Origin of the sequence: Cellulomonas sp. RIT-PI-Y (assembly GCF_025642745.1) — a bacterium.
In the GTDB taxonomy this organism is placed as follows: domain Bacteria; phylum Actinomycetota; class Actinomycetes; order Actinomycetales; family Cellulomonadaceae; genus Cellulomonas.
Genome location: NZ_JANZKP010000030.1, coordinates 20565 through 39981, shown reverse-complemented (window position 1 = coordinate 39981; position 19417 = coordinate 20565). Strand labels below are relative to the sequence as shown.

The 19417-nt window shown below is 73.2% G+C and carries 22 protein-coding genes and 1 pseudogene; 6 read left to right on the top strand and 17 right to left on the bottom strand.

Going from position 1 to position 19417, the window contains the following annotated elements; translation table 11 throughout:
* The 15 genes and pseudogenes from OGL89_RS10850 to OGL89_RS10780 form a co-directional block, all read right to left on the bottom strand.
* Positions 1–682 (bottom strand): annotated as a pseudogene (locus OGL89_RS10850) (hypothetical protein); the annotation flags it as partial.
* The gene (locus tag OGL89_RS10845) at positions 679–1434 is read right to left on the bottom strand and encodes a C40 family peptidase (RefSeq protein ID WP_263120110.1); all 756 of its coding nucleotides are present in this window, start codon (positions 1432–1434) and stop codon (positions 679–681) included. The pseudogene OGL89_RS10850 and the gene OGL89_RS10845, both read right to left, overlap by 4 nt.
* Positions 1431–1871: a flagellar export protein FliJ gene (locus tag OGL89_RS10840; RefSeq protein ID WP_263120109.1), complete on the bottom strand. Its 441-nt coding sequence runs from the start codon at positions 1869–1871 to the stop codon at positions 1431–1433. The genes OGL89_RS10845 and OGL89_RS10840 overlap by 4 nt, the downstream gene beginning before the upstream one ends.
* Positions 1868–3193 carry a FliI/YscN family ATPase gene (locus OGL89_RS10835; RefSeq protein ID WP_263120115.1) on the bottom strand — a complete coding sequence of 442 codons (1326 nt, stop codon included), beginning with the start codon at positions 3191–3193 and terminating at the stop codon, positions 1868–1870. Before OGL89_RS10835 ends, OGL89_RS10840 begins: the two co-directional genes overlap by 4 nt.
* Before the next feature lie 59 nt (positions 3194–3252).
* Positions 3253–3861 (bottom strand): FliH/SctL family protein, encoded by a 609-nt coding sequence (locus OGL89_RS10830; RefSeq protein ID WP_263120108.1) that lies wholly within the window; start codon positions 3859–3861, stop codon positions 3253–3255.
* Positions 3854–4858, bottom strand: coding sequence for a flagellar motor switch protein FliG (gene fliG, locus OGL89_RS10825; RefSeq protein WP_263120114.1), 1005 nt, complete (start codon positions 4856–4858; stop codon positions 3854–3856). The genes OGL89_RS10830 and fliG overlap by 8 nt, the downstream gene beginning before the upstream one ends.
* A 14-nt stretch (positions 4859–4872) precedes the next feature.
* The gene (gene fliF / locus OGL89_RS10820) at positions 4873–6480 is read right to left on the bottom strand and encodes a flagellar basal-body MS-ring/collar protein FliF (RefSeq protein ID WP_263120107.1); all 1608 of its coding nucleotides are present in this window, start codon (positions 6478–6480) and stop codon (positions 4873–4875) included.
* Positions 6480–6782 carry a flagellar hook-basal body complex protein FliE gene (gene fliE, locus OGL89_RS10815; RefSeq protein ID WP_263120105.1) on the bottom strand — a complete coding sequence of 101 codons (303 nt, stop codon included), beginning with the start codon at positions 6780–6782 and terminating at the stop codon, positions 6480–6482. The genes fliF and fliE overlap by 1 nt, the downstream gene beginning before the upstream one ends.
* Entirely contained in the window at positions 6779–7183 is a 405-nt protein-coding gene (locus OGL89_RS10810) for a flagellar basal body rod C-terminal domain-containing protein (protein WP_263120103.1), read from the bottom strand. Before OGL89_RS10810 ends, fliE begins: the two co-directional genes overlap by 4 nt.
* Positions 7183–7533, bottom strand: coding sequence for a flagellar basal body rod protein FlgB (gene flgB / locus OGL89_RS10805; protein WP_263120113.1), 351 nt, complete (start codon positions 7531–7533; stop codon positions 7183–7185). The genes OGL89_RS10810 and flgB overlap by 1 nt, the downstream gene beginning before the upstream one ends.
* Before the next feature lie 185 nt (positions 7534–7718).
* Positions 7719–8042 carry a hypothetical protein gene (locus tag OGL89_RS10800; RefSeq protein ID WP_263120101.1) on the bottom strand — a complete coding sequence of 108 codons (324 nt, stop codon included), beginning with the start codon at positions 8040–8042 and terminating at the stop codon, positions 7719–7721.
* Positions 8032–8472 carry a flagellar export chaperone FliS gene (locus OGL89_RS10795; protein WP_263120099.1) on the bottom strand — a complete coding sequence of 147 codons (441 nt, stop codon included), beginning with the start codon at positions 8470–8472 and terminating at the stop codon, positions 8032–8034. The genes OGL89_RS10800 and OGL89_RS10795 overlap by 11 nt, the downstream gene beginning before the upstream one ends.
* 14 nt (positions 8473–8486) lie before the next feature.
* Positions 8487–9842, bottom strand: coding sequence for a flagellar filament capping protein FliD (gene fliD, locus OGL89_RS10790; protein WP_263120098.1), 1356 nt, complete (start codon positions 9840–9842; stop codon positions 8487–8489).
* Positions 9843–9925: 83 nt separating this feature from the next.
* On the bottom strand, positions 9926–11107 hold the full coding sequence (locus tag OGL89_RS10785; RefSeq protein WP_263120097.1) for a flagellin: 1182 nt from the start codon (positions 11105–11107) through the stop codon (positions 9926–9928).
* A 103-nt stretch (positions 11108–11210) separates the two neighbouring features.
* A complete protein-coding gene (locus tag OGL89_RS10780; protein WP_263120095.1) occupies positions 11211–12089 on the bottom strand; it encodes a sigma-70 family RNA polymerase sigma factor in 879 nt (292 codons plus the stop codon).
* A gap of 222 nt (positions 12090–12311) precedes the next feature.
* Here OGL89_RS10780 and flgN point away from each other — a divergent pair, with 222 nt between their 5' ends.
* Genes flgN through OGL89_RS10750 form a run of 6 tightly spaced genes read left to right on the top strand, consistent with a single transcriptional unit; the run spans position 12312 to position 17131 of the window.
* A complete protein-coding gene (gene flgN / locus OGL89_RS10775) occupies positions 12312–12893 on the top strand; it encodes a flagellar export chaperone FlgN (RefSeq protein ID WP_346770701.1) in 582 nt (193 codons plus the stop codon).
* Positions 12894–12916: 23 nt separating this feature from the next.
* Positions 12917–14353, top strand: coding sequence for a flagellar hook-associated protein FlgK (gene flgK / locus OGL89_RS10770; RefSeq protein ID WP_263120094.1), 1437 nt, complete (start codon positions 12917–12919; stop codon positions 14351–14353).
* The gene (gene flgL / locus OGL89_RS10765) at positions 14350–15234 is read left to right on the top strand and encodes a flagellar hook-associated protein FlgL (protein WP_263120093.1); all 885 of its coding nucleotides are present in this window, start codon (positions 14350–14352) and stop codon (positions 15232–15234) included. Before flgK ends, flgL begins: the two co-directional genes overlap by 4 nt.
* A complete protein-coding gene (locus tag OGL89_RS10760; RefSeq protein ID WP_263120092.1) occupies positions 15231–15641 on the top strand; it encodes a flagellar assembly protein FliW in 411 nt (136 codons plus the stop codon). The genes flgL and OGL89_RS10760 overlap by 4 nt, the downstream gene beginning before the upstream one ends.
* Positions 15642–15658: 17 nt before the next feature.
* Positions 15659–16858 carry an HDOD domain-containing protein gene (locus OGL89_RS10755; protein ID WP_263120090.1) on the top strand — a complete coding sequence of 400 codons (1200 nt, stop codon included), beginning with the start codon at positions 15659–15661 and terminating at the stop codon, positions 16856–16858.
* A 30-nt stretch (positions 16859–16888) separates the two neighbouring features.
* A complete protein-coding gene (locus tag OGL89_RS10750; protein WP_263120089.1) occupies positions 16889–17131 on the top strand; it encodes a DUF2530 domain-containing protein in 243 nt (80 codons plus the stop codon).
* A gap of 1 nt (position 17132) precedes the next feature.
* Here the strand turns inward: OGL89_RS10750 and OGL89_RS10745 are convergent, their stop codons facing one another.
* Both OGL89_RS10745 and OGL89_RS10740 read right to left on the bottom strand, forming a co-directional pair.
* The gene (locus OGL89_RS10745; protein ID WP_263120088.1) at positions 17133–18371 is read right to left on the bottom strand and encodes a glycosyltransferase family 2 protein; all 1239 of its coding nucleotides are present in this window, start codon (positions 18369–18371) and stop codon (positions 17133–17135) included.
* Positions 18368–19396 (bottom strand): hypothetical protein, encoded by a 1029-nt coding sequence (locus OGL89_RS10740; RefSeq protein WP_263120087.1) that lies wholly within the window; start codon positions 19394–19396, stop codon positions 18368–18370. Before OGL89_RS10740 ends, OGL89_RS10745 begins: the two co-directional genes overlap by 4 nt.
* Positions 19397–19417 lie beyond the last annotated feature (21 nt).

Sequence of the window (19417 nt, the reverse complement as noted above, 5' to 3'; positions counted from 1 at the left end):
CGAGCTGCTGGTCGGCGGCGTCGGCGGAGGCCTCCGGGTCCGGCTGCGGGGCGGTCTCCGCCGGGGCGGCGTCCGCCGGCAGCGCCTCGCCGGACGGCGCGCCGTCGACCGGAGCGGCCTGCGCCGGGGGGACGGCCGGGGAGTCGGTCGGCGCGGCGGGATCGGCCACGGCCGGGTCCGCCACGGCCGGCTCGGTCACGGCGGCGCCGTCGGTGGTCGGCGTCGCGGCGTCCGGGCCCGGGGCGGCGTCCGCGGCGGGCTCGCTGCCGCCCGTGCGCTGCCCGGCCCGGTCGGTCGCGGCGCGGTCCCGCAGCTCGGCGGCGGACCGGTGGCGATCCGCGGCGGCGGACCGGTCGGCGGTCGCCCGGCTGCGGTCGGCGGCGGCCCGGTCGGCGGCGGCGGCCGCACGGTCGGCGGACGCCCGGCTGCGGTCGGTCGCTGCGCGGTCGGTCGCTGCGCGGTCGGCGGTGGCCCGGCTGCGGTCGGCCGCGGCGCGGTCGACCTGGCTCCTGGCATCCGGCCGTTCGGCGGGGCCCCCGGTCCGGGCGGCGCTCCCCCGGTCGTCGCGGACGGCTCCGGCGAGCACGGCGTCGAATCCGGTCCCGGCGCCCGTCGACCCGGAACGGGCGGCGTCGGCGACGACACCCGTCCGGCTCAGGACACTGCTCTGGACGATGGTCATGCGGTCACTCCCAGCAGGGCGGAGAGGTCACTCGTGGTGGAGGACCCGGTGGTCGAGGAACCGTTGAGCACGGACAGCAGGCTCGTCAGGGACGAGGAGGAGGTCGACCCGCTCCCGGCCAGCACCGCCAGCGCGGTCTGCCCGGCGGAGGCGGAGGCCGAGGCGGTGCTGGCGGTGACCTCGGCGGCGGACGGCAGGATCCGGCGGATGGTGCTCGGCTCGGTGTAGACGTCGCGGATCCGCACCTGGTCGCCGGGCTTGGGGGCGTCGATCATCTTGCCGTCGCCGACGTAGATGCCGATGTGGGTGCCCCCGTTGAAGACGACGAGGTCACCGGGCCGGGCCTGGTCCAGCGACGGCACCTCCTCGCCGAGGGTCATCTGCTCGCGGGCGGTGCGCGGGATGTCGGTGACCCCCAGGTCGGCCAGCGAGCGCTGCACCAGACCGGAGCAGTCCAGCCCGCCCTCGTCCAGCGACTCGCCACCCCAGACGTAGGGCGTGCCCTGGTACTTCTTCGCGGACTCGACCAGTGACTCCCCGGTCACGGTGCCGGATACGGCGCTGTCGGCGACGGTGGTCCCGGTGGTGCCGGTGCCGGTCAGCGCGGACAGCGCCTGGGCGAAGTCGACCCCGGAGCTGGTCGAGGCGGTGGCGGAACCGGTGGTGGCGGCGGTCGTCGTGGTGGCGACCGTCGGGGTGAACAAGGCCTGCAGCTCCGCGATCCGGGCCTGCACGGCGGCGATGCCGGTCATGCGTCCTCCCCCGGCAGCGTCGGGCGGGACCCGCCACGGCGGCCCGCGATCTCGTCCAGGACCAGCTGCTCGGCCCGCTGGTCGGCGTCGCGCTCGGTGGTCACGTGCCGTTCCTCCAGCTTCTCCAGGGTGCGGGTGCGGGTCCGGGCGGCGGACCACTCCGCGTCCTTGTCGTCCACCACGGTCTGAGCGGCGACGGTGAGCGCGCGCTGCTCGACCAGCAGGCCGCTGAGCGCGAGCCGGCTGGCGATCACCGCGCGCAGGGCGGTGGCGTTGGTGCCGACCGGGAACGCGGCGGCGCCGATCGCCTCCTCGGTGGCGACCCGGCGGGCGACCGCGGCGTCCCGGGCGCGGGTGGCACCGGCCAGCTCGACGGCGGCCTGCTCCTCGGCCAGGGCGCGCAGCCGCAGGAGACCGGCCAGGCGGAAGGCGCTCATCGGATCTCCCCCATCGCGTCGACCAGGGCGGCCAGCCGGGACCAGGACTGGGCCGACGGTGCGGCCTCGTCCATGCCCTGGCGCAGGAAGTCGTCGATCGCGCCGGCGTGGGTGACCGCGGCGTCGACCAGCGGGTTGGAGCCGGAGACGTAGGCGCCGACGTCCAGCAGGTCCTGGGCCTGACGGCGCGCGGCCATCACCCGGCGTAGCTGGGTGGCGAGCTGCTTCTGCCCGCCGTCCAGCACCCGGGAGGCGACCCGGGAGATCGACCCGAGGGCGTCCACCGACGGGAAGTGCCCGGCGACCGCGAGCTTGCGGTCCAGCACCACGTGGCCGTCCAGGATCGACCGGGCGGCGTCCGCGATCGGCTCGTTGTGGTCGTCACCGTCCACCAGGACGGTGTAGAGCCCGGTGACCGACCCGACCGGGCCGGTGCCGGCCCGTTCCAGCAGCTGGGCCAGCAGGGCGAAGGTGCTCGGCGGGTACCCGCGGGTGGCCGGGGGCTCGCCGACCGACAGGCCGACCTCGCGCTGGGCCATCGCCACCCGGGTGAGCGAGTCCATCATCAGCACCACGTCGTCGCCGCGGTCCCGGAACCACTCGGAGATCCGGGTGGCGACGAACGCGCTGCGCAGCCGGACCGCGGGCGGCTCGTCGGAGGTGGCGACCACCACCACGGAGCGGGCCAGCCCCTCCGGACCGAGGTCGTCCTCCAGGAACTCGCGGACCTCACGACCACGCTCCCCCACCAGTGCGATCACCGAGACCTGCGCCTCGGTGCCGCGGGCGATCATGGACAGCAGGCTCGACTTGCCGACGCCGGACCCGGCGAACAGGCCGAGCCGCTGACCGCGCCCGGCGGAGACCAGGGTGTCCAGCACCCGCACGCCCAGCTCCAGCGGCTGGTCGACCCGGGCCCGGGCCAGCGGGTGCGGTGCGTGACCGGTGACCTCGACCTGGTCGACGCCCACCAGCGGGCCCTTGCCGTCGATCGGCCGGCCCAGGCCGTCCAGCACCCGGCCCAGCAGACCCGGTCCGACCGGGGCGCTCAGCGCGCGACGGTGCGGGCGGACCCGCATCCCTGCACGCAGCCCGTGGGTCGGTCCCAGCGGCATGCAGTGCGCGGAGCCGGCACCGGTGGCGACCACCTCGGCCAGGGTCTCGGTCGCACCGGTGTCGATGCCGACCAGCTCGCCCACGGCGGCGCCGGTCCCGGCGACCTCGACGGTCAGGCCGACCACACCGCGCACGGTGCCGGTCCGCTCCGGCGCGGCGGCGCGCAGCGCACGGTGCCAGCGCGGGGCGGCTGCGGCGGAGAACACGTGCGACGGCGCGGCCGGCGCGGTGGCGACCGGCTCGACGAGTCCGCGCTGCGCGGGGATCACGACTGCCCCAGTTCGGCCCGGGCACGCTCCAGGGCGGCGCCGATCCGGGCGTCCAGGACGCCCTCGGGGAACTCGCCCACCGCGTCGCCGAGGGCCAACGAGAGGTCCGCGACCAGCTCGACGCCGGTCAGCGCCGGGTTCCCGGTGGCGTCCAGCGCCCGCAGGGTGTCCAGGTCGCGCGGGTGCAGGCGCACGGTGTGCAGCCCGGCGCCCGGCGCCGCGGCCAGCACCCGGTCGAGGGCGGCCCGGGCGGAGGTCTCCGCGTCGGACAGCTCCCGGCCGAGCACGGCGGTGGCCAGCTCCAGGGCGGCGGCGATCAGCGCCTGCTCGGCCTCGGCCAGCACCGGCAGCGCACGGTCGGCGGCGGCGCGGGCCGCGGCGGTCAGGGTCGCCAGCGCGGTCCGGTGGTCGACGGCACGACGGGACTCGGCGAGCACCAGCTCGGCGCGGACCCGCTCCGCCTCGACCTCGGCGGCACGGGCGGCCTCGCGGGCACCGGCGGCATAGCCCCCGGCGTATCCGGCCGCATAACCCGCGGCGCGCGAGTCGCCCCCGGCGTGCGCGGTCGGCAGCGCGCCGAACGCGGGTGCGAAGGTCTCAGGCAACGAACTCGTCCTCGCCCTCGCGCCGGATCACGATCTGACCGGACTCCTCCAGGCGGCGGATCACCTGCACGATGCCGGCGCGGGCCTCCTCCACCTGGGACAGGCGGATCGGGCCGAGCAGCTCGATCTCCTCCTCCAGGTTCTCCCGGGCACGCTCGGAGAGGTTGCGCAGGATCTTCTCCCGCACCTCCGGCGCGGCACCCTTGAGGGCGACCGACAGCTCGTTGGTCTCGACGCCGCGCAGCACCAGCTGCATGGCGCGGTCCTCCAGGAGCACGATGTCGCCGAAGACGAACATCCGGCTGCGGACCTCGTCGGCCAGGGACTCGTCCCGGCTCATCAGGCCCTCCAGGATCAGCTTCTCCGTGGTCGGGTCGGCGCGGTTGATGATCTCGACCAGCGGCTGGACGCCACCGATCGCGGCCATCTCGTTCGGGGTCAGCACGGTGGAGGCCTTGCGCTGCAGGCTCTCCGCGATCACCTGGACCACATCCGGCGAGGCGCGCTCCATCAGCGCGATCCGGTGCGCGACCTCGGCCTGGCGCTCGCCGGGCAGACCGGCCAGGATCGCCGACGCGTGCTCCGGGCGCAGGTGGGCCAGCACGAGGGCGACCGCCTGCGGGTGCTCGCCGTTCAGCAGGGAGATCACCTGACGGGCGTCCGCGTGCTGCAGGAACTCGAAGGGCTGCCCGGCCATGGAGGTCTGCAGCCGCTCGATCATCCCCGCGGCCTCGTCGCGGCCGAGCGCGCCCTCCAGCAGCTGCGTCGCCGCGCCGATGCCGCCGCCGACCGCCGGACCGATGGCCGAGGCGACGTAGAACTCCTCGATCACCTCGTCGGCGACGCCCTGGTCCAGGCGCTCCAGCCGCATGATCTCGGCGGTGAGCTCCTCGATCTCGGCGGTGTCGAGCTGGGCCATCACCCGGGCGGCCCGCTCGCGGCCGAGCTGCAGCAGCAGCATCGCGGCCTTCTGGGTGCCGGTCAGGCCCACGGTCATGGTCGGAGTGGACATCAGCGCCGTCCCGCGGGGTTGCTCATCCAGCCGCGGAGCAGGTCGGCGACCTCACCCGGCTGCTCGTCGGCCAGGGCGGAGATCTCGGCCCGCTTGACCGCGAGCGACTCGGCGACCGGGTCGACCTCGGCGGGTCCGGGGAGCGCGGGCGGGATGTCCGCCGACTCCTCCAGCTCCGGCAGGTCGGCCGGGGGCTCCATCACGGTGGTCAGCTCGCCGATGTCCAGCGCCTCGCGCCGGGCCCGGCGGGACCGTCGGGCCAGCACCACCGCGACGACGATCACCAGCAGGAGCAGCGCCCCGGCGATGGCGGCCTGGCGGATCAGGGACTGACGGGCCGCGGCGGCGGTCTCCGCGTCGGCGGCGGCCAGCGCGCTGGCGGCGGCGTCGGCGCCGGTGGTGTCGAAGGCCATCCGCTGCACCGCGATGGTGTCGCCCCGGGTGGTGTCGATCCCGGCGGCGGCGGACAGCATCTCGGTCAGCTGGGCCATGTCGATCCCGGCGGCGGCGGTGGTGTCCACCGCGACGGCCAGCGACTGACGGCGGACCGAGCCCGGTGCCTGCTGGGTGACCTCGGTGACCTTGTTCACCGCGTTGTTCACGTCCTCGGAGGTGCTGGTGTAGCTGCCGTCCCCGGAGGTCGCGTCGCCGGTGGGCACCGCGATGTTGTCCGGGCCGAGCACGCCGGTGGCGGTGCCGGAGCCGGTGCCGGAGTACTCCTCGGTCGTCGTGGACGAGGCCAGCGGCGGGACGCCCTCCGCGGCGGAGAACTCCTCGGTGGTGCGCTGGGTCTGGTCGTAGTCCAGGTCGGCCGTCATGGTGACCGCGGACTTGCCGGTGCCGAGCACCTGGTCCAGCAGCGCCTGCACGGCCGAGGTGACCCGGCTCTCGTAGTCGGTGGTGGTCTGGTTGCCCGAGGCGCCCGCCACACCGGTGCCGACCGCGGACAGCACCTGGCCGCTGGCGTCGATCACGGCGACGTCGGTCGCCTTCATGCCCTCGATGCCCGCGGACACCAGGTGCACGATCGCCTCGACCTGGTCGGTGGACAGCTCGGTGCCGGTCTTGGTCCGGATGAACACCGACGCGGTCGGGTCCTGCTTCTCGGAGACGAAGACCGAGTCGGTGGGCAGCGCGAGCTTCACGCTGGCCGAGTCGACGCCCTGCATCGCGCTGATCGTCTTGGCGAGCTCGCCCTCGATCGCACGCTGGTAGGTGGTCTGCTGCTGGAACTCGCTGGAGGTCATCGACATGCCGTCCAGCAGCGAGTAGCCGTCGCCGTCCTCGTTGGCCGGCAGTCCGGCCGCGGCGAGCTTCAGCCGCATCGAGTACAGCTGGTCGTTCGGCACCATGACCGTCGCGCCGCCGTCGGTGAGCTGGTACGAGACGCCCTCGGCGTTGAGCTGGTCGACCACCGCGGAGGCGTCGGTCGCGGACAGGCCGGAGAACAGCGGGCTCATGGTCGGCTTGCTCGCCCAGTTGGCCAGGGCGATGCCGCCCAGCACCAGGGCCGCGACGGCGATCAGCGCGAAGGTGCGCTGCGGGAGACTGAACTCCTTGACCGCGCCGGTGACGCGGCCGAACAGGGACTTCACCTGCGCGGGCATCAGGCCTGCATCCTCATGATCTCGGTGAACGCGTCGACGGCCTTGTTCCGGACCGCGGCGGTCAGCTCGAGCTGGAGCTTGGCCTCGGCGGCGGCCACCGTGTAGTCGTGCACGTCGTCCAGGTCACCGGTCACGGCCTGCAGCGCCAGCTCGTTGCTGGTCGACTGCGCCTGGGTGACGTTGTTGATCGCGCCGCTCAGGACGTCGGAGAACCCGTTGTCGCCCGCGGAGACCGTGGTGGCCGGGCTCATCGTGGGCAGGTAGGAGGTGCCGGTCACGCCGGACACGGGGCTGATGCTCATGAGTTGCGTCCGATCTGGAGGGCGGCCTCGTAGGAGGCCTTGGCACGGTCGACCACGGCGGCGTTCGCCTGGTAGCCACGCTGGGCCATGATCAGCTGGCCCATCTGGCTGGCCATGTCGATCTCGGGGTACTTCACGTAGCCGTCGTCGTCGGCGAGCGGGTTGTCCGGCTCGTAGACCATCCGGCCCTCGGCCGAGCCGAGCCCGATCCCGCTGACCTGGACGCCGCCGCCGTTCTGGGAGGAGATCTCCGAGGCGATGACGTACTTGGCCTGGTAGGCGTCCTCGTTGGTGGCCCGGACGGTGTTGAGGTTGGAGAGGTTGTCCGACACCGCGTCGATCCACTTGCGGTAGACGGTCATCCCGGTGCTGGCGATCCCGATCGCCCCGAAGGTGGTCATCAGGAGGTCCTCATGGCGGTGCGGATGGAGGAGAAGGTGCCGTCGATCGCCTGCGTGGCCAGCTGGTAGCGCAGGTTCGTGTCGACGTTCAGGAGCGTCTCGGTGTCGAGGTTGACGTTGTTGCCGTCCTCGCGGGTGGGCTCCAGGGAGCGCGCGACTGTGGGCACTGTGGCCGCTTCCGCTGCACTGCCGTTGTCCACGGCACGGGACAGGGCGTCCTCGAAGCTGACCCGCTTGGCCTGGTAGCCCGGGGTCTGGATGTTCGCGACGTTCTCGGCGATCGTGCGCTGGCGCAGCGAGAGTCCATCGAGCGCGCTGGAGAGCGCGACGAAGCTCACGGAATCGAACATGCCCATCGGCCAGTGGTCCTCTTCGAGGGTGGTACCTGGTCGGCCGATCCGTGGCCTGCTGCGCGAGCGATCCGTGCTCGATCTGCCCATCGGTCACGCCGTCGTGGCGATGAGGAGTTTTTTTGAGACGTCCTCGCAGGTCAGGGCATTCTGTCGGACATTGTCCGAATTGCCGTAAAGGCCGGTCAGCCCTCGGCGTCGAGGTACACCGGCAGCGCGGGCGCCTTCGCGGTGATCTGCTGCACGACGGCCGCCTCGCGGCGGCTCATCGCGGCGGCGGCGGCGGTGCGACGGGCCACGTCGATGTGGCGGGCGAGCAGGGTCTCGGCCCGGGTGCGCAGCGCGAGCGGCAGCGGTCCGAGTCCGGTCGGTGCGGTCCACCGCGGCACCTCGACCGCCGGCAGGTGGGTCGAGGCCAGCAGACGCTCGGCCTCGTCGGCGGCGAGCTCCAGCTCGTCCAGCGCGGTCAGCCAGGCGATGTCCCAGTCGACCAGGACGTCAGCCGACACCGAGCACCCCGGTGCTCGCGCCGAGCGCGCCGTCGCGCTGGGTGGGCACGTCCGCGGCCAGGCTGGCGGCGGCCTCGTGCCAGGTGTCCCGGAGCGGGGCGATCACGCCGCGCACCCCGGCCGCCCGGTCGGCGTCGCCGGTGAGTCCGGCCTCGATCAGCTCGGACAGCGCGAAGGTGTAGAGCGCGAGCAGTCCCTCGCCGCCCTCCCAGGCGTCCACGTCCAGGTCGGCGATCAGCTCGGCCACGATCTGCTGGGCGTGCGCCAGCTGCTGGGTGCCCTCGGGGCGGCGGCCCTCGCGCAGGGCGGCCTCGCCACGGTCCAGGTCCAGCACCAGCCGGTCGTAGAGCATGGTCAGCAGCTTCGCCGGTCCGGCGGTGGCGACCGCGTCGGCCAGGAAGCGGGATCGATAGGCGTCGTAGCCGGCCATCGTGTCGTCCCCCGTCAGGAGTTGTTGGCGTTGAGCTGATCGATCTGGCTGGACAGCCAGGTGGACTGCGCCTGGAGGTTCGACAGCGAGACCTCCAGATTCGCGTAGATCTTCACCAGGGCGGCGCGCCGGTCGGTCAGCCGGGTGTCCCAGCTCGCGATCCGGTCGGCCAGGTCGTCGACCTCGCCCTGCCAGGTGGTGATCTGGCTGGTCAGCGTGCCCTTGGTGGTGTCGGAGGCGGTGGTGCCCACCTTCTCCAGCGAGTCCGCGATCGAGGTGATCACCTGCTGCACCTTCGCCGGGTCCGCGGCCATCGCCGCGGTGAACTTCTCCTGGTCGAAGGTGAAGGTGCCGTCCTTGTTGAGCACGATGCCGACCTGCGCCGCCGAGCTGCCGCCGACCGACGCGGAGCCGGCCTTGGTCAGCTCCTGCTGCAGCAGCCGGACCGTGGTGTTCCCGGACAGCACGCCACCGGTGATGATCGTCCCGCCGTCCGTGGCGGTGGAGGTCGTCGACGAGGTGCGCGAGGTGATCTCGGAGAGCACGGTGTTGAGGTTGTTCACCAGGCCGGAGGCCAGCGAGCTCAGCGCGGTGTCGTTGCGGGAGATCGTCACGGTGACCGGGTCGGCGCTCACCTTGACCGCGTTCACCGTGACCCCGGTGGCCAGGTTCGCGAAGGTGTTGGTCGAGGAGGTGACCACGGACTCGGCGTCGGTCCCGGGCCACAGCGTGATCGTCGCGTCCGAGGCGGTGCGGATCGACTGCGTGGTCAGGCTCGACCCGTCCAGCGGGTTGTCCGCGGTGAGGGTGAAGGCGTGCGCGGCGCCCGTCTCGGTGCCGGTCAGCTGGAGCCGGTACTTCGGCTCCGCGGCGGTGCCGACGTTCAGCGCGGAGGCCTTCACCCCGGTGCCGTCCGCGTTGAACGCGGCGAGCACGTCGGTGATGTTGCTGCTGGCGGCGGTCAGGGTCTGCGTCGACCCGTCCGCGGCGGTCAGCGTGAAGCTGGGGGTCCCGTCGTAGTACTCCGGGAGGGTGTACATCGTCGACTGGGAGGCGGCGACCGTGTCCACCCGGAAGTTCAGGGTGGAGGGGGTGGCGCCCTCGCCGACGGTGGCGCCCGCGACGGCGGAGTCCGAGGTGGCGGCCTTCACGGCCTGCCAGGACGTGGCGGTGGCGGCGCTCTTCGCGGCGGTGGCCAGCGAGGCGACCTTGGTGTTCAGCGCCTGGAGTGCCGAGACCAGCGTGGAGGTGGTGGTCTTCTTCGACTTCAGCAGCGTCTGCTGGTTGGCCTCCACCGCGATCAGCTTGTCGATCAGGGCGGTGGTGTCCAGGCCGCTGACGAGGCCGTCGATGCCGAGGCTACTGGCCATGACGCGGGGGTTCCTTCCTCAGATGATGCGCCACGGGCGGCGAGCCGGATGTGGGTCCGACGCGCCGCCCGTGGACGACAGGATCACTGCAGGAGCTGCAGCACACCCTGGGGGATCGACTTGGCCTGCGCGAGCATGGCCGTACCGGCCTGGGACAGGATCTGGGCCCGGGTGAACGAGACCATCTCCGACGCCATGTCGGTGTCGCGGATCCGGCTCTCGGAGGCGGTCAGGTTCTCGACCGCGACGTTGAGGTTGTTGATGGTGTGGTCGAAGCGGTTCTGGACCGCACCCAGCTGGGAACGGGTCTTCGACACGTCGGTGATCGCGGCGTCGATCAGGTCGATCGCCTCGGTCGCCCCGGACTTCTGGGTGAAGGTCGGGGAGGCGGCGGCCACGGCGGTGGCGGACGCGTCCGCAGCCGGGGTGGTGCCGGTGATGACCAGGCCGTCGGTCGCGTCGAACGACGCCGTGACACCAGCACCGAAGGTCTTGGTGAGGGCGGCGTTCAGGGTGGCCAGGTCGGCGGTGCCGGCGCCCGTGGCCCCGGTGCCCTCGAACTTCACCGAGGCGAGGTCCAGGGACTTGGAGCCGATGGAGACGGTGCCGTTCAGGCCGGCGAGCGAGGTGTCGGCGTCCAGATCGGCGATCGCGATGGTGCCGGCGGTGCCCGCGACGGCGTTGGTGACGGTGGCCGCGGTGGCGTCGGAGGCCACAGCGGTCACGTTGATGCCGTTGACACCCAGACCCTCGGAGGACAGACCGTTGGTGCGGGTCAGGTCCACGGTGATCTTGTCCTGCGCCGAGGTGTTGGCGCCGACCTGGAAGGTGCCGGAGTACTTGCCGTCCAGCAGCTTGGTGCCGTTGAACTGCGTGGTGTCGGAGATCCGGGTCAGCTCGGTCTTGAGCTGGTCCATCTCGTCCTGGATGTTGCCCTTGGCGGTGTCGGACAGACCACCGTCGTTGGCCGCCTGGACGGACAGGGTCCGCATGCGCTGGAGGATCGAGTGCGTCTCGGTGAGCGCACCTTCAGCGGTCTGCACGACCGAGATGCCGTCCTGGGCGTTGCGCACGGCCTGCTGGGTGCCACCGATCTGGGCGCGCAGGCCCTCGGAGATCGCCAGGCCGGCCGCGTCGTCCGCCGCGCGGTTGATCCGCAGGCCGGAGGACAGCTTCTCCAGCGAACGGCTCAGGTCGTTCTGCGTGTTGGACAGGTTGCGGTACGAGTTCATCGCCGCGAGGTTCTGGTTGATCGAGAGACCCATGATCTTTTCCTCCGTGAGTGGGGTCGTAGGTGGCCCATCCGTGGGCTCACCCGGTCACATCGGCCGGGCGGGGACCCGGCTGAGTGGTTTGGGGGCGGAAGTTTCAGACCGCGTAGGTCTGCTGCTCCGCGGGGGCGACGTGCTGCGTCGGCACGGTGGCCGCGGCCATGGCGGCCCGGCTGGCGACCGCGGCGAAGTACGACCGGCGGCGGCGCTCGGCCACTCCGTCCGGGCGGGTGGCGGCCGGCACCAGCTCCGGGTCGAGGCTCGCGTTCAGGCCGTCCTTCATCAGGCCCAGGCCCTCGGTGCGCAGCTGGCTGATCCGGGACTGGGTCACGCCCAGCTCCTCGGCCAGCTCGGCCACCGACCGGTCCTGGAGGAACAGGCCCTCGATGACCAGGCGCAGCCGGTCCGGCAGGGTCTCCACCGCGGCGCGCAGGTACCGCAGCCGCTCGCCCATCAGGACGTTGTCCTCCGGGCCGGGGGCCTCGTCGCGGACCAGGTCCGCGACCGGGTGCACGGTGGCGTCCATCGACAGCACGCGCCGCTCGGCGTCCTGCCGGGCCTGGTCCACCGCGGCGACGTCGGTGCCCAGCTCGCTGGCGAGCTCGGTCCGGGACGGCGTGCGGCCCAGGGTCGCGGTGAGCCGGTCGCTGGCGGCGCCCAGCTCGCGGGCACGGTGCCGGGCGCCACGGCTGGCCCAGTCCATCGACCGCAGCTCGTCGATCAGCGCGCCGCGGATCCGCAGCGCGGCGTACCGGCTGAACGGGACGCCGGTGGCGGCGTCGTAGGCCCGCGAGGCCAGCACCAGGGCGAGGTGCCCGGCGGAGACCAGGTCCTCCCGGCTGACCGTGGCGGGCACCCGGGCGAGGACCTCGCTCACGTGGTAGCCCACCAGGGGCATGTGCGCGACGACGAGGTCGTCGGCGGAGGGGGTTCCGGCGGCGGAGGTCGCGACACGGGAGGCGGCTGCGTTGTTCACAACCCGGTTCTCGGCCCTGGGAGAAAAGGGCTTGAGCGATTCACACGAACTTCATGGCGTGTCCGATTCCTCCCGTGAATACCGGAATTTCGGACCTATCCGGCCGACGAATCGGACAAGCTCACCCATTCCTCCGGGTGACACCCGTCCGGGTGTGATGCAGCTCATATTCAACACTCGTCCGATGCGTCCGATCCGCCCGTTTCCCTCACCCTCCGGGCTGTGAGAGCCCTGGGAATCGCGGCGACTGTTCACATCCGCGAGCGGGTGACCGATGAGCAGGGGGTACCAGCCCAGATCCCCGTGAAGGAGAACCGCGAGATGGCGCTCAGCGAGCTGTCCGACGTCCTGTGGACCGAGCGGAACCTGCTCGAGCTCCTGCTGTTCAAGCTGGAGGAGGAGCAGCTGGTGCTCACCAGCGGCCGCACCCGGTGGCTGGGACACGCCACCCGCGAGGTCGAGACCGTCCTGGACCAGATCCGCGACGCCGAGCTCGGCCGCTCCGTGGAGTCCGACGCGGTCGCCCTCGAGCTGGGCCTGGCGCCCGGTTCCGGCCTGGCCGCGCTCGCCGAGCACGCTCCCGCGCCGTGGGACGAGCTGCTGCGCGCCCACCGCGACGCCTTCGTCACCCTCACCACCGAGATCGCGCAGCTGGCCGACGGCAACCGCGAGCTGCTGGCGATGAGCCACCGCGCCACCCAGGAGACCCTGCTCTCCCTGCAGGACTCCGTGCAGACCTACGACGGCCAGGGCAACTCCGCCGCCTCGGACCGCACCGCCCAGCTGATCGACCGGTCGTTCTGACCGCCCGAGAGGACACCTAGACGATGAGCACCTTCTCCGGACTCGGCACCGCCCTCTCCTCGCTGATCGCTCAGCGGCAGGGGCTGGAGGTCTCCGGCCAGAACGTCGCCAATGCCAACACGGTCGGCTACACCCGGCAGCGCGCCACCCTGTCCGCCCTGCCCGCCAGCTCGGTCCCGTCCATGTTCGCCACCTCCAGCGGGGTCGGCCAGGGCGTGTTCACCTCCGGGTTCGAGCGGATGGGCGACATCTTCGTCGACGCCCGGCTGCGCACCGAGACCTCCGGCGCCGCCTACCTGCAGCAGCTGTCCACCTCCTACTCCCAGCTGGAGGACGCGGTCGGCGAGCCCGGTGACACCGGCCTCTCCAGCCAGCTGACGAACATGTTCACCGCCTGGTCCGAGGCCTCCAAGTCCTCCGAGGGCTCGGCCTCCCGGTCGGTGCTGCTGGAGCGCTCCACCGCGGTCGCCAACCAGATCGCCACGCTCTACAACGGCGCGCAGACCCAGTGGAACCAGACGCTGACCACCACGAACTCCCTGGTCACCCAGGTCAACACCACCGCCGCCAACCTGGCCGACCTGAACAGCCGGATCCTGGCCATCACCAACGCCGGCGGCTCCGCCAACGAGCTGATGGACTCCCGGGACCTGCTGATCACCCAGCTGTCCGGTCTGGTCGGCGCCACCGCCCGGATCCAGGAGAACGGCACCGTCGACGTGATGGTCGCCGGGAACGCCCTGGTGAACGGCGCCAAGGCCAACACCCTCGAGGTCACCGGGGCCAAGAGCTTCGACCAGGCGATGGCCGGCGAATCGGTCGGCATCGTGTGGTCCAAGAACGGCGCCAGCGCCGGGCTGGACGGCGGCCGGGTCGCCGGTCTGCTCACCGTGCTCGCCCCGCCGAACGCCAGCGGCTCCGGCGGCATGCTCACCGAGGCCGCCACCGGCTACAACACCCTGGCCACCCAGATCGCCACCCAAGTCAACGCGCTGCACAACACCGCGTACACCGAGGCCGGCTACGAGACCGGGACCACCGCCGGGGACTTCTTCGCCCTGGAAGCCGGCAAGCCCGCCGCCCTGGGCCTGAAGGTCGCGATCACCGACCCCCAGGACGTCGGCCTGGCCGCCGCCGGCGCCGGCGCGCTCGACGGGTCGATCGGCGACAAGCTCGCCGCCCTGGCCACCGCGACCGACGGCCCGAACGCCACCTGGTCCGCGAACGTGGTCCAGCTCGGCGTCCGCTCCGCCAGCGCCTCCTCCCGCGCCTCGGTGGCCGAGGCCGCCCGCGCGACGTCGGAGGCCCAGCAGCTGGCCCAGACCTCGGTGGACACCGACGAGGAGAGCATCAACATGCTCGCCTACCAGCGCGCCTACGAGGGCGCGGCCCGGGTGCTCACCGCCATCGACGAGATGCTCGACACGCTGATCAACCGCACGGGGGTGGTGGGCCGATGACCGCGATCGGACGGGTGACGCATCTGACGGTGCGCAACTCGACGCTGACCAATCTGCAGACCAACCTGCAGAAGATGGCCGACCTGCAGTCGCAGGCGTCCTCGGGCAAGACGATCAACCGGCCGTCCGACGACCCGGCCGGGGCCTCCGACATGCTGCGCCTGCGCGGCGAGCAGCGGATGCTCGACCAGTACTCGCGGAACGCCGCCGACGGCAACGCGTGGCTGACCACGGTCGACAACGCCCTGACCACCTCCCTGGCGGACATGCGCCGGGTCCGGGTGCTCGCCCTCCAGGGTGGCGACGCCGCCCTGGGCGACACCTCCCGGGTCGCCCTCGCCGAGGAGATCGACGGCCTCAAGGCCGACCTGCTCCGGCAGGCCAACACCAGCTACCTCGGCCGCAGCGTCTTCGCGGGGACCACCGCAGCGCCGGCGTTCGAGGACGACGGCACCTTCCGCGGCGTCGCCGGGGGCTCCGTCACCCGCACCGTCGGCGACGGCACCACCGTCCGGGTGGACTCCACCGGCAGCGCGGTCTTCGGTGACGGCGACGACTCGGTGTTCGCCGTGCTCGACTCCATCTCCGCCACCCTGCGTGCCGGGGGCGACCCGACCGACCAGATCGACGCCCTGGACGGCCACATCACCGCGATGCTCACCGAGGTCGCCTCGGTGGGTGCGCGCACCAACCAGATCGAGACGGCGCAGAGCCGGATCACCGACCAGACGCTCACCAGCAAGACCCGTCTGTCGGAGATCGAGGACATCGACCTGGCGCAGATCATCCTGGACCTGCAGTCCCAGGAGGTCGCCTACAAGGGCGCCCTCGGGGCCGCTGCGAAGGTCCTCCAGCCGACCCTTCTGGACTACCTGCGATGACCATGACGCTTGAGACCACGCCCCTCGTGCTGCCGACCGCGCTGCACCTGGCCGCCGCCATGCCCGGCCTGGACGGGTACACCGACTTCGAGGTGGCCGCCCTGGACGAGGCCGGATCGCTGTTCGCGCTCCGCTCCGCCCCGGAGGGCGCCCGCCCGGTGCGGCTGTTCGTCGTCGACCCGGAGCCGTACTTCCCGGACTACGCCCCGCGGATCGGCGACGAGCTGCACACCCTGCTCGGTGCCGACCAGCTGCGCGTCCTGGTCGTGGTGCGCCCGGCGCAGGGCACCCAGCCGCCCACCGCGAACCTGCTGGCCCCGCTGCTGGTGAACCCCGCCACCGGCGCCGCCGCGCAGACCGTGCTCGCCGACGACCTCCCGCTGCGCGCGCCGCTCGGCCGCCCCTGAACCTCCCTGGAGACGCGATGACCTCCGTCGGTGTCGGCACGGTGACCGTGCTGCGTCAGCCCGTGGTGCAGCCCGACCGCACCGTCTACGGCTATGCCGTCCAGGTCCGCGTCACCGGCCCCGACGGCCGCCCGGTGTCCGACGAGGCCGCGGCCTCGCACGCCGACGCCGAGTACGCCGCGCTCGACCTCTCCGGTCTGGCCGCCGACCGGCTGGTGCTGCTCCGGGCCACCGTCGGCGTGCTCGCCGGGACCACCTCCGTCTGGGGCGATCCCGAGCGACTCCTGCTGGAGATCACGCCCGCGCTGTCCCGGCACCCGGAGATCGACGCGCTGGTCGCCCTCGCCCAGGCCCGCGGCTCCCGGCTGGCGCTCGCCGACTACCAGGGCACCGCCCCCCAGGACCGCCTGCTCGACCGGGTCGCCCTGGTCAAGATCGACCTGGCCCGCTACGACGACCAGCTCGCCCTCCTGGTCGACCGCGCGCACCACGCCGGTGCCGCCGTCCTGGCCGAGCGCGCCGACTCCACCGACCGGATCACCCGCGGCATCGGCCTCGGCGCCGACCTGCTCCAGGGCCCGATGTTCCAGCGCGACCAGGCGCCGGTCCGCCGCAGCTTCAACGCCGGCGAGCTCCAGTGCCTGGAGCTGCTGCGCATCCTGTCCGCCGACCAGGTCGACCAGAACGCCGTCGTCACCACCGTCGCCGCCGACCCCGAGCTGTCCATGCGGGTCCTGCACCTGGTCAACTCCAGCGCCTTCGGCCTGCGCACCGAGGTCGACTCCGTCCGGCAGGCCGTCGTGCTGGTCGGTCCCCGGCAGCTGCACGCCCTGGCCATCGCCTCCCTGATCGACGCCCGCCCGAACACCGTCGCCGCGCTGTGGACCGTGCTGACCCGCGCCATGACCTGCCGGGCCCTGTCCGGGGACGACGCCGGCTACACCGTCGGCCTGCTCTCCGCCGTCGCCGCCCAGCAGGCGATCGAGCTCACCGACCTGGTCGAGCGCACCGGCATCTCCGACCACCTCTCGGCGGCGATCCTCCGGCACGAGGGCCACCACGGCCGGGCGCTCGCCGCTGTGCTCGCCCACGAGGAGAACGACTCCGACGCCGTCGCCGCCACCGGCCTCGAACCGTGGGACGTCGCCCACGCCTATCTGGCGGCCGTCCCCCAGGCGCTGGCCACCGCCACCTCCCTGGCCTTCGGCGGCAACTGAGCGGCACAGGGACCCCCTAGGCTGACCTTCGTGCCGTCCTTCCTGCAGCTCGCGCTGCGCCCCGAACGCCGCCGACCCACCCCCGACCCGGTGCCGGTCAGCCTGCGTCCGGTGTTCCGGTTCGGCATCGTGGTGTGGGCGGTGGCCTTCGTGGTCGCCCTGGTGCTGTGGCTGACCGGGACCGTCGGACCGCACGGGGCGTGGACCTGCGCGGTGGGCGGACTGCTCGGGGTGGCCGGGCTCTGGTGGGTGCGGCAGAGGCCGGGGCGCTGACTCAGCCCCACCCGCCCAGGTAGGCCGCCAGGTCGGGCTCCTCGGTCAGCGCCCGCACCCGGTCGGTGCGGATCTCGGCGCGCGGGAACAGGTCCGGCCGGCGCCAGCGACTCGCCCGGGCCACGGCCCTGGTCGCCCGCACCCGGAGCAGTCGGCGTCCGCCCCGATCGCACAGGGTCAGCTCACCGAGCCCCTCGTCGTCGAGCCGCTCGACCGCCGCCCGCACCACTCCCCCGCCGGCGCGCAACGGCACGTCGAGCCGGACCTCCACCCGCACCCGGTCGAACCGCGGTCCGTGACCCGCCTCCACCGCACCGGGCAGCTCGGCCAGCACCGAGTCCAGGCTGACGAACCGCCGCGCCGGATCCGTCTCCGGGGCCACCACCACGACGTCCGCGTGCGCCGCCGGCAGGCCCCGTCCGCGCGAGCCGGGCACCGGGATCAGGTCCGCCAGCCGCAGCGTCTCGGCGTTCTTGGCCGCCAGGGTCGAGCCGTCCTCGCGGTCGGACCACTCCGGTCCGTCGTGCCAGGCCACCGCCGCCGGCACGTGGGCCAGCACCGCCCCGGCCAACCAGGCACGATAGGTCCACTCCCAGTCCTCCCCGCCGTAGGAGTCGAAGGACTCGGCGAAGCCGCCGGTCGCGTCGAACATCACCCGGCTGCACGCGGTGACCGCCCCGATCACCGCGCGGTAGGACCGGTCGTCGACGTCCAGCAGGTCCCGGCTGCGCCGGTAGGCGGCGCGCAGCCACTCCGGTTCCGGCAGCTCACGGGAGGGGCCGAGCAGTTCCACCGGCTGATCCGGCGGCGTCCCGGCCAGATCCGCGTGCCGGCGACGCCCCACCGTCACGCAGTCCGGTGCCAGCGCCGACAACCGGGTCAGCTCACGCAGGTAGCCCGGCTCCGGCACCGTGTCGGCGTCCAGGAACACCAGGACGTCACCGGTGGCCGCCGACGCCCCCAGGTTGCGGGCCGCCGACAGCCGGAACCCACGGTCCTCCTGGCGCAGCAGCCGCACGTGATCCGGCACCCGCGGCGGCTCCGGCGATCCGTCGTCGACCACGATCAGCTCGGTCCGCTCCACGGGATGGTCCTGGCGGCCCAGCGCGTGCAGGGTGCGGGCCAACTGCTCCGGCTGGGCGTAGTGGGCCACGATCACCGACACCCGGGGCGGTCGGGCGGGCCGCACACCGTCCAGCAGATCCCATCGGTTGCCCGGCAGCGGGATCGGTCCGGTCATGCCGACCCCCACCAGCGCAGGTACGCCACCGCCACGTCCGCCAGAGTCGGCGCGAGGCCCACCCCGGGCGCGAGCACCGTCGACCCCGGATCGGCGGCCGCCGCCCGCAGCGCGTCCGCCAGACCGTCCGGCGGGTAGAGCGACAGGGTCCCGGGGCGGAGCTCGGACATCTCCCGGGCGTACCGCGAGTCGGCCACCAGCGGTCGCCGACCCTGTTCGCCCCAGTCCAGCAGCGTGCGGGAGGCGGACAGATGCCGGTGCGCCGCGACCGGGACGCCGTCCCCGCCCAACGCCGCCGCGTACTCGGCGTCGCCCAGGCTCCCGGTCACCCGGAAGACCACCCCGGCTCCCGCGGCGAGCGCCGTCAACCGTGCCACCTCCTCCTCGTGACCCGGTGACGGGGCTCCGACGGCCAGCACCGTCCCACCGCCCGCCTCGGCCACCGCCCGGATGAGGTCGTCATGCCCCTTGCCCGGGTACAGCCAGCCCGCGATCAGGGCGGTCAGCCCGTGCGGCCGCGGGGTGGTGGCCGCCCGCCGCCCGCCCGCGCCCAACGGGATCACGCCGACCGGGGTCCCGGGCCGGACCACCTCGTGCTCGACCAGCAGGTCCGCCTCGTGCCGGCTGTTCACCACGACGCCCTCGGCCGCGGCGCAGATCCGGGAGTACGCGGCACCGCGCCGGGCCAGGTTCCGCGGGCCGTCGGACTCCTGCGGCACGTCGTGCAGGGTGACGGTCAGGCGGGTCCGCCCGGTGAGGGCCTCGACCCGCTCGGCGGCCACGTCCGGCGAGGCCCCCAGCAGCCGGTCCGTGACGTGCAGGTGGGCCCGCTCGTGTCCGGTCACCGCCGAGGCCAGCCCGGCCGGGTCGTCGACCTCGACCACCGCGGTCTCCGGCGCGACGCGCGCGACCTGCTCGGCCACCTCCCGGGCGTACCGGGCCACTCCGTGGCGGGCGGGCCCGGTGAGCAGCTGGGCGGGAACCTCGGCGATCCTCACCGGGGTGATCGTGGTGGAGTCGCGCACGGTCGGCAACCGCGCGAGACT